General features: G+C 66.5%; 12 protein-coding genes. 9 read left to right on the forward strand and 3 right to left on the reverse strand.

Annotation, left to right across the window (positions count from 1 at the left end; genetic code table 11):
- The first annotated feature begins 37 nt into the window (after window positions 1-37).
- The 4 genes from ACQR1I_RS20990 to ACQR1I_RS21005 all read left to right on the forward strand — a co-directional run bounded on the left by ACQR1I_RS20990 (window position 38) and on the right by ACQR1I_RS21005 (window position 5,106).
- Window positions 38-772: an ABC transporter ATP-binding protein gene (locus ACQR1I_RS20990; protein WP_434866444.1), complete on the forward strand. Its 735-nt coding sequence runs from the start codon at window positions 38-40 to the stop codon at window positions 770-772.
- Window positions 769-3,339 carry an ABC transporter permease gene (locus ACQR1I_RS20995; RefSeq protein WP_434866445.1) on the forward strand — a complete coding sequence of 857 codons (2,571 nt, stop codon included), beginning with the start codon at window positions 769-771 and terminating at the stop codon, window positions 3,337-3,339. Before ACQR1I_RS20990 ends, ACQR1I_RS20995 begins: the two co-directional genes overlap by 4 nt.
- 293 nt (window positions 3,340-3,632) lie before the next feature.
- The gene (locus ACQR1I_RS21000) at window positions 3,633-4,424 is read left to right on the forward strand and encodes a Bax inhibitor-1/YccA family protein (RefSeq protein WP_434866446.1); all 792 of its coding nucleotides are present in this window, start codon (window positions 3,633-3,635) and stop codon (window positions 4,422-4,424) included.
- Between the two features lie 154 nt (window positions 4,425-4,578).
- On the forward strand, window positions 4,579-5,106 hold the full coding sequence (locus ACQR1I_RS21005; protein ID WP_434866447.1) for a GNAT family N-acetyltransferase: 528 nt from the start codon (window positions 4,579-4,581) through the stop codon (window positions 5,104-5,106).
- A gap of 50 nt (window positions 5,107-5,156) precedes the next feature.
- On the opposite strand, the gene ACQR1I_RS21010 is transcribed toward ACQR1I_RS21005, so the two are convergent.
- From ACQR1I_RS21010 to acnA, 3 genes are all read right to left on the reverse strand, one after another.
- Window positions 5,157-5,522, reverse strand: a complete 366-nt coding sequence (locus tag ACQR1I_RS21010; RefSeq protein ID WP_006609304.1) for a DUF2794 domain-containing protein — start codon at window positions 5,520-5,522, stop codon at window positions 5,157-5,159.
- 420 nt (window positions 5,523-5,942) lie between these two features.
- Window positions 5,943-6,725, reverse strand: a complete 783-nt coding sequence (locus ACQR1I_RS21015) for a DUF1223 domain-containing protein (protein WP_434866651.1) — start codon at window positions 6,723-6,725, stop codon at window positions 5,943-5,945.
- A gap of 187 nt (window positions 6,726-6,912) precedes the next feature.
- Window positions 6,913-9,633: an aconitate hydratase AcnA gene (gene acnA / locus ACQR1I_RS21020; protein WP_434866448.1), complete on the reverse strand. Its 2,721-nt coding sequence runs from the start codon at window positions 9,631-9,633 to the stop codon at window positions 6,913-6,915.
- Between the two features lie 223 nt (window positions 9,634-9,856).
- Between acnA and ccmA the strand changes: the two genes are divergently transcribed.
- From ccmA to ACQR1I_RS21045, 5 genes are all read left to right on the forward strand, one after another.
- Window positions 9,857-10,480 (forward strand): heme ABC exporter ATP-binding protein CcmA, encoded by a 624-nt coding sequence (ccmA, locus tag ACQR1I_RS21025; protein WP_434866449.1) that lies wholly within the window; start codon window positions 9,857-9,859, stop codon window positions 10,478-10,480.
- Between the two features lie 207 nt (window positions 10,481-10,687).
- Complete coding sequence (ccmB, locus tag ACQR1I_RS21030; protein ID WP_434866450.1) at window positions 10,688-11,356, forward strand: heme exporter protein CcmB; 669 nt, start codon at window positions 10,688-10,690, stop codon at window positions 11,354-11,356.
- A gap of 92 nt (window positions 11,357-11,448) precedes the next feature.
- Window positions 11,449-12,225, forward strand: coding sequence for a heme ABC transporter permease (locus ACQR1I_RS21035; protein WP_434866451.1), 777 nt, complete (start codon window positions 11,449-11,451; stop codon window positions 12,223-12,225).
- Window positions 12,225-12,404, forward strand: a complete 180-nt coding sequence (gene ccmD, locus ACQR1I_RS21040; protein ID WP_434866452.1) for a heme exporter protein CcmD — start codon at window positions 12,225-12,227, stop codon at window positions 12,402-12,404. Before ACQR1I_RS21035 ends, ccmD begins: the two co-directional genes overlap by 1 nt.
- Complete coding sequence (locus tag ACQR1I_RS21045; RefSeq protein ID WP_434866453.1) at window positions 12,401-12,985, forward strand: DsbE family thiol:disulfide interchange protein; 585 nt, start codon at window positions 12,401-12,403, stop codon at window positions 12,983-12,985. Before ccmD ends, ACQR1I_RS21045 begins: the two co-directional genes overlap by 4 nt.
- Window positions 12,986-13,022: the final 37 nt, after the last annotated feature.

Raw genomic sequence — 13,022 nt, forward strand, 5'->3', positions numbered from 1 at the left:
CTCGACCCGGCTTGCGGAGTTGCCATATGACCGAGCCATGGACAGTCTCATCGAAACCTCGCGCTTGGCCGGCAGGGCGCCGGACACCATTACCATTTCAAACGTCAACCTCTCGCTCGGCACCGGCGCGGCGCGGGTTCATATCCTCAAGGACATCAGCCTGCGGGTGGGACAGGGCGAGACGATCGGCCTGATCGGCCCCTCGGGATCGGGGAAGTCCACGCTGCTGATGGTGATGGCGGGGTTGGAACGTCCTGACCGTGGTGAGGTGGTGGTCAACGGCACCGCTTTCAATGCCCTGGACGAGGACGCGTTGGCCAGGTTCCGGGGCCGGCAGGTCGGCATCGTCTTCCAGTCCTTCCATTTGATCCCGACCATGACGGCACTGGAGAACGTCGCCGTGCCGCTCGAACTGGCGGGCCATTCGGGAGCGGCCGAACGCGCCGCCCGCGAGCTCGAGCAGGTCGGCCTTGGCCACCGGCTGCATCACTATCCGACGCAGCTGTCCGGCGGCGAGCAGCAGCGCGTGGCGTTGGCCCGCGCGCTGGCTCCGGATCCGGCGATCCTGGTCGCGGACGAGCCGACCGGCAATCTCGACGAGACCACGGGACAGCAGATCGTCGACCTCCTCTTCACCAAGCATGCCGAGCGCGGCATGACTCTGGTGCTGGTGACCCACGACAGCGGCCTCGCGCATCGCTGCGATCGCGTGGTGCGGCTGCGCTCGGGGCGGATCGAAGCCGACGGCGCGCACGAGCCCGCCGACGCATGAGCACAATGTCCGAACCGATTCGAGGCCGCCGGATCGCGGCGCTGCCGGTGCGCTACGCCCTGCGCGAACTGCGCGGCGGACTGCGCGGCTTCTACGTGTTCATCGCCTGCATCGCGCTCGGCGTGCTGGCTATCGCCGGCGTCGGCTCGGTGGCGGCGAGCCTCAATGACGGCCTCGTCCGCGAGGGCCGCACGCTGCTCGGCGGCGACGTCGCGTTCTCGCTGTTTCAGCGCGAGGCCAAGCCCGAGGAGATCGCCTTCCTGCGTGCGCGCGGCCAGGTGTCGCTGGCCGCGACCTTGCGCGCGATGGTGCGCTCGGGCGATGCCAAGCTGGCGCTGGTCGAGCTCAAGGCGGTCGACAACGCCTACCCGCTGCTCGGCAAGGCCGAGCTGCAGCCCGATCTGCCGCTCGCCGACATCCTGGCCGAGCGCGACGGCGCGTTCGGCGCTGCCGCCGATCCGGCCCTGCTGGCGCGGCTCGACCTGAAGGTCGGCGACATCGTCAACATCGACACGGTGCGCTTCCAGATCCGCAGCGCGCTTGCTGCCGAGCCGGACAAGCTGTCCGGCGGCATCGGCCTCGGGCCGCGCTTCCTGATCAGCGAAGCGGCCTTGCGCGCGACGCCGCTGCTGCAGCCCGGCAGCCTGGTGCGCTGGACTTACAGGGTCCGACTGCCCGACAACGCGACCGACGACCGCGCCGCCGCGTCGTTCATCGCCGACACCCGCCTGGCGTTGCCGCAGGCTGGATGGGAAATCCGCAGCCGCAGCAATGCCTCGCCGCAGCTGGAGCGGACGATCGGCCGCTTCACCCAGTTCCTAACCCTGGTCGGCCTCGCCGCGCTGCTGGTCGGCGGGGTCGGCGTCGCCAATGCCGTGAAGAGCCATGTCGACCGCCGCACCGAGGTGATCGCGGCGTTCAAGGCGCTCGGCGCCACCAGCCGCGACGTGTTCGGCATCTACCTGGTGCAGGTCATGGTGCTGGCCACGATCGGTTCGATCATCGGCCTGTGCGCCGGTGCCGCCCTGCCCTTTGTCATCGTCGGACTGTTCGGCACGATCCTGCCGCTGCCGGTCATCCCGGCCGTTCATCCGGACGAGCTGGCGCTGTCCTTCCTCTACGGCCTGCTCACCGCGCTCGCCTTCGGACTGTGGCCGCTCGGGCGCGTCCGCGACGTGCCGGTGGCGGCGCTGTTTCGCGAGGCGGTGATCGCCGAATGGCACCGGCCGCGCTGGAGTTATCTGGCGCTGATCGCCGGCACCGTCGCGCTGCTGATCGCGGTCGTCATCGGCCTGTCCTACGACAAGAAGATCGCCGCGGTGTTCGTCGTGGCCGCCGCGCTCGTATTCGTGCTGTTGCGGGGCATTGCCGCGATCGTGATGTCGGTTGCGCGCGCTCTGCCGCGCAGCCGCTTCCCGATGCTGCGGCTGGCCGTCAGCAACATCTATCGACCCGGCGCGCTGACGCCCTCCGTCGTGCTGTCGCTCGGACTGGGGCTCGCCGTGCTGGTCACGATCACCCAGATCGACGGCAATCTGCGGCGGCAGTTCATGGCGCAACTGCCGGAGCAGGCGCCGTCGTTCTTCTTCATCGACGTGCCCTCCGGCGAGGCCGACCGTTTCCGCGATTTCCTGAAGGGCCTTGCGCCGCAATCCACCGTGGATGACGTGCCCATGCTGCGCGGCCGGATCGTCTCCGCCCGCGGCGTTCGCGCCGAGGATCTCAAGCCGACCTCCGAGACCGAATGGGTGCTGCAGAGCGACCGCGGCCTGACCTATACCGGCGAGATTCCGAAGGGCTCCAAGGTCGTCGAGGGCGAATGGTGGGGCGAGAGCTATAGCGGGCCGCCGCTGGTCTCGATCGAGAAGCGCATCGCCGACGGCCTCGGCCTCAAGCTCGGCGACGACATGGTCGTCAACGTGCTCGGACGCGACATCACGGCACGGATCGGCAACATGCGCAGCATCGACTGGCAGGGCCTGGGCATCAATTTCGTGCTGGTGTTCTCGCCCAACGCCTTCCGGGGGGCTCCCCACACTCACGTCGCCACCCTGACGGAACCGCGCTCCGATGCGACCGAGGACGCCCGGATCATCCGCAAGGTGGCCGATGCGTTCCCCATGGTGACCAGCGTACGGGTTCGCGAGGTGATGCAGACGGTCGGCGGGGTGGTGTCCAACCTGGTGCTCGCGATCCGCGGGGCCAGCGCGGTGACGCTGATCTCGGCCATCCTGGTGCTGGGCGGAGCGCTGGCCGCCGGACACCGGCACAGGGTCTATGACGCGGTCATCCTGAAGACCCTGGGCGCCACCCGGATACGGCTGCTCGGCGCCTATGCGCTCGAATACCTCATGATCGGCTTTGCGACGGCGGCCTTTGGCGTCATCGCGGGGTCGGTATCGGCGTGGCTGATCGTGACGCGGCTGATGACCCTGAGCTTCGCCTGGCAGGCCGGCAGCGCCGCCCTGGTCGTGCTGGCGGCCCTGGTGGTAACCGTGGGCCTCGGCCTGGCCGGCACCCTGCTGGCGCTGAACCAGAAGCCGGCGACAGTGTTGCGGAATCTCTGAGCGCGGAAACTCTAAGGGCCGAAACGCTAAGGATTGTGCGCTCTTGCCGCACGGTTAACGCGTTAAATACGGCCCTGACGCGCGCGGAGCGACATTCAGCCGCGCGTGGAAGCTTGCACCAAATATGCTAGTTTCCCATTTAGGGAATGGGCTCAGAGACGTGCCGAAAGATGGCGAATTTGCCGATGACGCAAATTTAATATCTGCGGCCGCGGGTATGAGATAGGGTTTTTCGAGCGCCGGCCGAAGGTCCTGCCAGGACCGGAGCGCCGGACAACCAACGGGAATCGACCATGTCGGACCTCAACCGCAACTATGCTTCACCCTTTGGCCGGGTGGCCGGGCGCGCTGATGCCGCGACCGTCGACGCCGGTCTGCGCGCCTACATGCTGCGCATCTACAATTACATGAGCATCGGCCTGGCCATCACCGGCCTCGCGGCGCTCGGCGTCTACATGGCGGCAGTGACCGGCGATCCGGCGGCCGGCGTGTTCAAGTTCGGTAACGCCTACCTGACGCAGTTCGGCTACGCGATGTTCGTGAGCCCGCTAAAGTGGCTGTTCATCCTGGCCCCCTTGGTCATGGTGTTCGCGATCTCGGCCGGCATCAACCGCCTCGCACCGTCGACCGCGCAGGTCCTGTTCTGGGTGTTCTCGGCCTTGATGGGCGTGTCGCTGTCTTCGATCTTCTTGGTGTACACCCACACCTCGATCGTGCGGGTGTTCTTCATCACCGCGGCGACGTTCGGCGCGCTCAGCCTGTACGGCTACACGACCAAGCGTGACATGACGGGCATGGGCTCGTTCCTGTTCATGGGCCTGATCGGCATCGTGCTGGCGAGCCTCGTGAACCTGTTCCTCGGCAGTTCGATGCTGCAGTTCATCGTCTCGGTGATCGGCGTGTTCGTGTTCGCCGGCCTCACCGCCTGGGATACGCAGCGGCTGAAGAACGAGTACATCTACGGTTACGCCTCCGCGGGCGGCGATATCGCCGAGCGCGCAGCGATCAGCGGTGCCCTGTCGCTGTACTTGAACTTCATCAACCTGTTCACGCTGCTGCTGCAGCTGCTCGGACAGCGCGACTGATCGAACCGCTCTCTCACGAGCGATCCTCGAAGCCCCGGCCTCAGCGCCGGGGCTTTTCGTTTGCGGACGGCCCATGACACGCCTCGCACTGGCGCGGCCCCAGCCATGCCGCGAGCCGGATTGATCGCCGCCCGCGCCTTGGTATGGTTTGACCATGTCCGACATCGAAATTCGGCCCACCCTGGAGGCCGACCTTCCCGCCATCACCGCCATCTACGGCCAGGCCGTCCGCGAAGGCACGGCAACCTTCGAGCTCGACCCGCCGGATCTGGCCGAGATGACCCGCCGCTTCCGCGCGCTGAGCGACGGCGGCTTCCCATATTTCGTTGCCGTGCTGGATGGGGAGGTGGTGGGCTATGCCTATGCCGGACCATACCGGCCCCGTCCCGCCTATCGCTTCACCGTCGAGAACTCGGTCTATCTCGCGCCCGCCAGCCAGCGCCGCGGCATCGGGATGCGGCTGATGCGGCAGCTGATCGATGCGTGCGAAGCTCGGGGTTTCCGCCAGATGATCGCGGTCATCGGCGCCTCCGCCAACGCCGGCTCGGTCGGTCTGCATACCGCCTGCGGTTTCGAGATGATCGGCACCCATCCGAGCGTCGGGCTGAAATTCGGCCGCTGGCTCGATACGGTGATGATGCAACGGCCGCTCGGACCGGGCAGCAGCAACGTTCCGGCTTGAGCCGGCTGCACTGATTTTCTGATGCTGAGTTCGCGGCGGAGCGTGCCGCGTCAGACCAGCGCCGGCTTCGGCGCGATCGCCAGGAGCACACGCTCGAGCTCGTGGCCGCGGCGCAGGATCAGGCCGGTCGCCGAGATCACGCTGTACATGCCCTGCTTGCGGGCCAGGCGCGGATCCTTCTCGATGCGGTAGAGCGGCACCTCGGAGGCGCGGCGAAAGACGGAGAACACGGCGCGGTCGCGCAGGAAGTCGATCGAGTAGTCGCGCCACTCGCCGTCGGCGACCATGCGGCCATAGAGATTCAGGATGCGGTTCAGCTCGAGCCTGTCGAACGTCACCCGGGTGGGCGCCGCAGCCGCATTGCGGGCTGCCGCGCGGTTCTCGCTGGGATCGGCATCCTCCGGGGTGAGGTTCATGGGCGTCCTCCTGTCATCTATGTGACATGATCGCGCCAACCGCCGACGGCCGCAAGGGGCGGTTTTCATTGTTGATCTCGGCGCCCTCGGCCGATGAGCGCGAGTTCCACGAACACGCAACCGTCACGGGATCGTTAGCAGAATCATAATCGCGCCGCCTTTCCGCCCAGCGACCGCCCCCGACGTTAGGCATAAGATTCGTGTGCGTTGGCCCGGTCCTTTCGGTTCCGGATTCCTCAGCCCCCAGCCCCCCGGGGTCGTCAGGATCGGGTCTATTCACAAGTAAAGGCAAAGGGCCAACGCAAGTTGGTCCTTTTGCTTTTATGGCGAGAGCTGCCGCAAAGATTTGCGGCGCGCACCGTCTCACGGACGCGACGCCTGCTCAGGTCAGCAGCAACACGAGATCATAAGGACTGAAGATCAGCGCTCGGGGCTTCGCGCCGTGGCTGACACCCGCCCAACCAATGGCAGCTCGGAAAAGGCGGCCCCCAGCATCGGCCCGGGGCGGTCACGACTGCCGTCCTGCACATAGACGACAGTGCCGTCGACGCCGTCGCGGGCGATCTTCTCCAGCGGCACGTTCCAGCTGACCGGAGCGCCATTCCAATCGCCCAGCTTCAGCAGGCTGCGAACGACGTTGTAGTAGGTCAGATCGCGGCCGCTGTTCTCGCCGCGCCCGACCGAGACCGGCGCCACCCGCGTGATCGCGCAGATCCAGACCTCACCGTGCCGGCGCAACATCTGGTCGTTGGCCCCGGCCACGGAGACGGCAAGCTCCTGGCCGTCGACCGCCAGCCTCACCGGCAAGGACATCACCGTGCCGCCTTGGGCCGTCTCCTCGATGGCGCCTTCGATCGCCTCGCGATCGCTGCCGATGACGTGCACGGAGCCGTTGACCACCGCCTGCGGCGTATAGACCTCGCGATCACCGCGGGCACGCGAATAGGCGCGCTGCCGCGCCGTGAAGCGGGAGTCGGCCAGCGTGTCCTTCCAGCCGAGATAGTCCCAGTAGTCGATCGGAAGCGACAGCGCGATGATGTTGGGATCGTGCGCGAGGTCGCCGAGCACCTTGTCGGCCGGCGGACAGGAGGAGCAGCCTTGCGAGGTGAAAAGTTCGATGACCGCACGCGGATCGGATGAGGCTGGCCGGACGAAAGCGATGACCGCACAGACGCCCAACGCCGCGCGTGACCACCACGACATCTGTCCACTCATCGCCACTGTCCTGTCTGGAACACTGTCCGCTGCGCCTTGCCGCGTCAACGATCGCGAAGCCGCCCTCGTAGTTAAAAGTCTGCAAACGCAAAGGAGGCGGCCTTTGTCATAGGCCGCCTCCTTCATCACCCGCTACTCACTTCAGAGTGAGCCAAACTGTCGCATCGCGCTTTGGTTAAGCGGCGAGCTTCCGCAGCACGTAGTGCAGGATGCCGCCATTACGATAGTAGTCCAGTTCGTCCAGCGTATCGATCCGGCAGAGCAGCGGCACCTGTTGCGCCGCACCGTTTGCCGACACGATCTCGGCGGTCAGGGTCTGGCGCGGCTTCAGATCACCTTGGAGGCCCTTGATGGTGACCTTCTCGTCGCCCTTGAGGCCGAGCGACGACCACGACGTGCCCTCCTGGAAGGTCAGCGGCAGCACGCCCATGCCGACCAGGTTGGAGCGGTGGATGCGCTCGAAGCTCTGGCAGACCACGGCGCGGACGCCGAGCAGACGGGTGCCCTTGGCCGCCCAGTCGCGCGACGAGCCGTTGCCGTATTCGGCGCCGGCGAACACCACCAGCGGCACGCCCTCTTCCTGGTACTTCATGGCGGCGTCGTAGATCGACATCTGCTCGCCGTCCGGCCAGTGCTTGGTCAGGCCGCCCTCGGGGATGTTGCCGTCGGCGCCCTTGAGCATGAAGTTCTTGATGCGGATGTTGGCGAAGGTGCCGCGCATCATGATCTCGTGATTGCCGCGGCGGGTGCCGTACTGGTTGAAGTCGGCCGGGCGGACCTGGTGCTCGCTGAGGAACTTGCCGGCGGGCGAGGTCAGCTTGATCGAACCGGCCGGCGAGATGTGGTCGGTGGTGATCTTGTCGCCGAACAGCGCCAGCACGCGGGCCTCGAGGATGTCCTTGATCGGCTCCGGCTCCTTCTTCATGCCCTCGAAATACGGCGGGTTCTGCACGTAGGTCGACGACATGTTCCAGCGATAGGTCTCGCTCTCGACGGTCTTGATCTTGCGCCAGTTGGTGTCGCCCTTGAACACGTCGGCGTAGCGCTTCTTGAAGATCGAGGCCTTGACGAACTTCTTGACGAAGTCATTGACCTCCTTCGTCGTCGGCCAGATGTCCTTCAGGTAGACCGGCTTCTTGTCCTTGCCGATGCCGATCGGCTCGACCGCGAGGTCCTTGGTCACGGTGCCGGCCAGCGCGTAGGCGACGACCAGCGGCGGCGAGGCCAGATAGTTGGCCTGGACGTCCGGCGAGACGCGGCCTTCGAAGTTGCGGTTGCCCGACAGCACGGCCGCCGCGACGACGCCATTGTCGTTGATCGACTTCGAGATCTCCTCCGGCAGGGGACCGGAATTACCGATGCAGGTGGTGCAGCCGAAGCCGACCAGGTTGAAGCCGACCTTGTCGAGGTCCTTCTGCAGGCCGGAGTTGGCGAGGTACTCGGCAACCACCTGACTGCCCGGAGCGAGCGAGGTCTTCACCCACGGCTTGGCCTTGAGGCCCTTGGCGGCGGCGTTGCGGGCCAGCAGGCCGGCGCCGATCAGCACGCTCGGGTTCGAGGTGTTCGTGCAGGAGGTGATGGCCGCGATGACGACGTCGCCATGGCCGATGTCGAAATTCTTGCCCTCGACCGAGAAGCGCTGCTCGGCAGCATCCGGCTTCTTGTATTCGCCGGCCAGCGCGGTGGCGAAACCTTCGGCAACCGCGGGGAGCGCGATGCGGCCTTCGGGACGCTTCGGACCGGCCATCGACGGCACGACGTCGGCGAGATCGAGGTTCAGCGTCTCGGTGAACACCGGGTCAGCCGACTTGGCGGTGCGGAACAGGCCCTGCGCCTTGGCATAGGCCTCGACCAGCGCGACGCGCGGGCCCTTGCGCCCCGACGTCTTGAGATAGTCGATGGTGGCGGTGTCGACCGGGAAGAAGCCGCAGGTCGCGCCGTATTCGGGGGCCATGTTGGCGATGGTCGACTTGTCGGCGACCGAGAGATGGTCGAGGCCGGGACCAAAGAACTCGACGAACTTGCCGACCACGCCGAGCTTGCGCAGCATCTGGGTGACGGTCAGCACGAGGTCGGTGGCGGTGACGCCTTCCTTCAGCGCGCCGGTCAGCTTGAAGCCGACGACGTCGGGCAGCAGCATCGACAGCGGCTGGCCGAGCATGCAGGCCTCGGCCTCGATGCCGCCGACGCCCCAGCCGAGCACGGCGAGACCATTGACCATGGTGGTGTGCGAATCAGTGCCGACCAGCGAATCCGGATAGGCGACCTCGAAGGTGCCCTTGGTCCGGCCGATCGTCATCTTCTCCTTCTTGGTCCAGACCGTCTGCGCCAGATATTCGAGGTTCACCTGGTGGCAGATGCCGGTGCCCGGGGGCACCACCGAGAAGTTCGAGAACGCCTTCTGGCCCCACTTCAGGAATTCGTAGCGCTCCTGGTTCTGCTTGTACTCCTCGGCGACGTTCTTGCCGAACGCCTTGTTGTCACCGAAGTAGTTCACGATCACCGAGTGGTCGATGACGAGGTCGACCGGCACCAGCGGGTTGATCTTCTCGGCATCGCCGCCGAGCGCCTGCATCGCGTTGCGCATCGCGGCCAAGTCGACCACCGCCGGCACGCCGGTGAAATCCTGCATCAGCACGCGCGCCGGGCGGAAGGCGATCTCGTGCTCCAGCGACTTCTTGCGCAGCCACTTCGAGACCGCGACGATGTCGTCCTTGGTGACGGTGCGGCCGTCCTCGTTACGCAGCAGGTTCTCGAGCAGCACCTTCATCGAGTACGGCAGCTTCGAGATGTCCTTGAGACCGTTCTTCTCGGCTGTGGGCAAGCTGTAATAGATGTAGCTCTTCGTTCCGACCTTGAGGGTCTTGCGACACTTGAAGCTGTCGAGCGAGGTCATGCGTGGAAATCCCAATTGATCTGGATACCCGGAGGGGGTACTTGAGAACCGTCAGCGCGTGGCGCCGGATGGCTTGCAGCGGGCGATTGTGTGCTGCATCAAGGTCGGGCTTATAGAAGCTTTCTAGTTGCGCCGCCACAGCCACAAGCAAGCAGCGACGTGGCATCACCCACAAATTCTCACGCGCTAGCCATCAATTCCCTAGGGGCTGTCACAACAGACCATGCAGCTGTCTCCAACACTGTCTCCGAAGCTGTTCGGCAGCGACGTCCGCTGCGTGCGCGGCGGCCGCGAAGTCTTCGCAGGACTTGCGTTCGAAGCGACCGCGGGCGAGGCGCTGGCCGTGACCGGGCACAACGGCGCGGGCAAGACCTCGCTGCTGCGGCTGATCGCAGGCCTTTTGCTGCCGGCCGGCGGCACCATCGCCATCGAGGGCGGCGAAGGCGAGCTGACGGTGCCCGAGCAGGCGCATTATCTCGGCCACCGCGACGCGCTGAAGCCGGCGCTCAGCGTCGCCGAGAACCTGACCTTCTGGGCCGACTTCCTGGGCGGCGGCGTGTTGCGACCAATTCCGGATTGCCTGGCGGCCGTCGGCATCGCCCATGCGATCGATCTTCCCGCCGGCTATCTCTCCGCCGGCCAGCGCCGCCGGCTGTCGCTGGCCCGCCTGCTCGCCGTGCCCCGTCTGATCTGGCTGCTCGACGAGCCGACCGCTGCGCTCGACGTCGCCGGCCAGGCGATGTTTGCCGGATTGATGCGTGAACATCTCGCCGGCGGCGGATTGATCGTCGCGGCCACGCATGGACCCTTGGGGATCGACACGCGCGAGCTGCGGATTGGGACATGATGTAATGCTCATGAGTCGCACCAATCGCTCCACTTGGCTCGCTGCACTCCCCTCCCCCTTGCGGGGAGGGGTCGGGGGTGGGGGTCCCAGGAAAGACCACCCGTGTGGACCCCCCACCCCGACCCTCCCCCGCAAGGGGGGAGGGGGCGCAGCGTGCGGGAGGAGGGAGCGCAGCTCGCTCGCCACCACCAGTCAGGCCGGCCCCACATGACCACCCTCGGTGCCCTAATCCGCCGCGACATCCGGATCGCGCTGCGCATCGGCGGCGGTGCGCTGATCGGCGTGCTGTTCTTCCTGACCGTCGTGGTGCTGATGCCATTCGCGGTCGGGCCGGACCTCGCGCTGCTGACCCGGCTCGGCCCGGCGATCCTGTGGCTCGGCGCCCTGCTCGCCAGCCTGCTGACGCTCGACCGTCTGTTCACCGCCGACCACGAGGACGGCTCGCTCGACCTGATCATCATGAGCCGGACGCCGCTGGAGCTCGCCTGCGCCGCCAAGGCGCTGGCGCATTGGCTGGCCGCCGGTCTGCCGCTGGTGATCGCGACACCCGTCCTCGGACTGCTTCTGAATCTCGACGCCACCGCCACCGGCGCGGTCGCGCTGACCCTGCTGGCCGGCACGCCCGCCTTGACCTTCATCGGCATGATCGGCGCGGCGCTGGCCGTGACGATGTCCCGCGGCGGCCTCTTGCTCGCCGTCCTGGTGCTGCCGCTGTCGATTCCGGTGCTGATCTTCGGCGTTGCGGCCTCCCAGGCGGCGATTGTCGGCCCATTGCCGTTCGGGGCACCGTTTTCGATCCTGTGCGCGCTGTCGCTGGTGAGCTTCGTGATCGGCCCGTTCGCGGCTGCGACCAGCTTGCGGAACGGCCTGGACTAACGGAACACCACCGGGGTTTGACTCCGATCAACTCTTGCCGAGCCGCTTCGTGCTGATGGACTGCAACCGCTTCCGCCTTTAACAAGGTTCTCATGTCGCTGATCGACCTCGCCAATCCGACCCGGTTCCTCGCGCTGGCCGCGCGGCTGCTGCCGTGGCTTGCGCTGGTGACCGTGGTCCTGCTGGCCGCCGGCATCTACCTCTCAGCGCTGGCGCCGGACGACTACCAGCAAGGCGCGACCGTCAAGATCATGTTCATCCACGTGCCCAACGCGTGGCTGTCGATGTTCGTCTGGGGCGTCATGAGCATCGCCTCGCTCGGCACCCTGGTGTGGCGGCATCCGCTGGCCGATGTCGCCGCCAAAGCCGCCGCGCCGATCGGTGCCAGCTTCACGTTCCTGGCGCTGCTCACCGGTTCGCTGTGGGGCCGACCGATGTGGGGCACCTATTGGGAGTGGGACGCACGGCTGACCTCGGTGCTGATCCTATTCCTGATGTATCTCGGCCTGATGGCGCTGTGGCGCTCGGTCGAGGACCCGACGCGCGCGGCACGCGCCGCCGCCGTGCTGACCCTGGTCGGCGCCATCAACCTGCCGATCATCAAATTCTCCGTCGACTGGTGGAACACGCTGCACCAGCCGGCCTCGGTGATGCGCATGGGCGGGCCCGCGCTCGACAAGTCGTTCCTGATCCCGCTGCTGGTGATGGCGATCGGCTTTTCATTCCTGTTCATCACGCTGCACGTGGCCGCCATGCGCAACGAAATCCTGCGTCGCCGCGTGCGCAGCCTGCAAATGCTGCAAGCTCGCGCCTATGCCGGCAGCGCGCCGTCCGGCGGCACGACCGGCCAGATCGTCGGAGCCGCGTGATGGACCTCGGCCCCTATACCTCCTTCATCGCGACCTCCTATCTCGCCGCCGCGCTCGTGGTCGTGCTGCTGATCGGCTGGATCGCCATCGACTACCGCATTCAGAAGGCGCGGCTGCGCGCGCTCGAGGACAGCGGCATCAGCCGCCGCTCCGGCCGCGCAGCGACGGATATCCAATGACTGACCAGCCGCCGCCGCGCCGCCGTTCCTTCCTGATGCTGCTGCCACTCGTGGTCTTTCTCGGCCTCGCGGCACTGTTCTGGTTTCGGCTCGGCAATGGCGATCCGTCGCGGATTCCCTCCGCATTGATCGGGCGACCCGCGCCGGCCACACCGCTGCCGGCGCTGCCTGAATTGGCCAAGGACGGCACGGCGGTGCCCGGGCTCGATCCGGCCGCGCTCAAGGGCAAGGTCAGCATCGTCAACGTCTGGGCATCCTGGTGCGTGCCGTGTCACGACGAGGCGCCGCTGCTGGTCGACCTCGGCCACGACAAGCGCTTCCAGATCATTGGCATCAACTACAAGGACGCCGCCGACAATGCGCGCCGCTTCCTCGGCCGCTACGGCAATCCCTATGACGTCGTCGGCGTCGACGGCAACGGCCGCGCCGGCATCGAATGGGGCGTCTACGGCGTCCCCGAGACCTTCGTCGTCGGCCGCGAGGGCACCATCGTCTACAAGCTGGTCGGCCCGATCACGACGCAGAACATCGATGCGGTGCTGAAGCCGGAGATCGAGAAGGCGCTGAAGGCGGGCAGTTAAGCTCGCGCAGCCAACACAGCCTCAGCGGCAAACACCC

It is taken from the genome of Bradyrhizobium sp. HKCCYLS2038 (assembly GCF_051167655.1).
GTDB lineage: Bacteria > Pseudomonadota > Alphaproteobacteria > Rhizobiales > Xanthobacteraceae > Bradyrhizobium.

Coding starts and splice junctions, on each gene's coding strand:
- ACQR1I_RS20990 (WP_434866444.1), top strand. CDS start 38: ATGGACAGTCTCATCGAAACCTCGCGCTTGGCCGGCAGGGCGCCGGAC.
- ACQR1I_RS20995 (WP_434866445.1), top strand. CDS start 769: ATGAGCACAATGTCCGAACCGATTCGAGGCCGCCGGATCGCGGCGCTG.
- ACQR1I_RS21000 (WP_434866446.1), top strand. CDS start 3,633: ATGTCGGACCTCAACCGCAACTATGCTTCACCCTTTGGCCGGGTGGCC.
- ACQR1I_RS21005 (WP_434866447.1), top strand. CDS start 4,579: ATGTCCGACATCGAAATTCGGCCCACCCTGGAGGCCGACCTTCCCGCC.
- ACQR1I_RS21010 (WP_006609304.1), bottom strand. CDS start 5,522: ATGAACCTCACCCCGGAGGATGCCGATCCCAGCGAGAACCGCGCGGCA.
- ACQR1I_RS21015 (WP_434866651.1), bottom strand. CDS start 6,725: ATGTCGTGGTGGTCACGCGCGGCGTTGGGCGTCTGTGCGGTCATCGCT.
- acnA (WP_434866448.1), bottom strand. CDS start 9,633: ATGACCTCGCTCGACAGCTTCAAGTGTCGCAAGACCCTCAAGGTCGGA.
- ccmA (WP_434866449.1), top strand. CDS start 9,857: ATGCAGCTGTCTCCAACACTGTCTCCGAAGCTGTTCGGCAGCGACGTC.
- ccmB (WP_434866450.1), top strand. CDS start 10,688: ATGACCACCCTCGGTGCCCTAATCCGCCGCGACATCCGGATCGCGCTG.
- ACQR1I_RS21035 (WP_434866451.1), top strand. CDS start 11,449: ATGTCGCTGATCGACCTCGCCAATCCGACCCGGTTCCTCGCGCTGGCC.
- ccmD (WP_434866452.1), top strand. CDS start 12,225: ATGGACCTCGGCCCCTATACCTCCTTCATCGCGACCTCCTATCTCGCC.
- ACQR1I_RS21045 (WP_434866453.1), top strand. CDS start 12,401: ATGACTGACCAGCCGCCGCCGCGCCGCCGTTCCTTCCTGATGCTGCTG.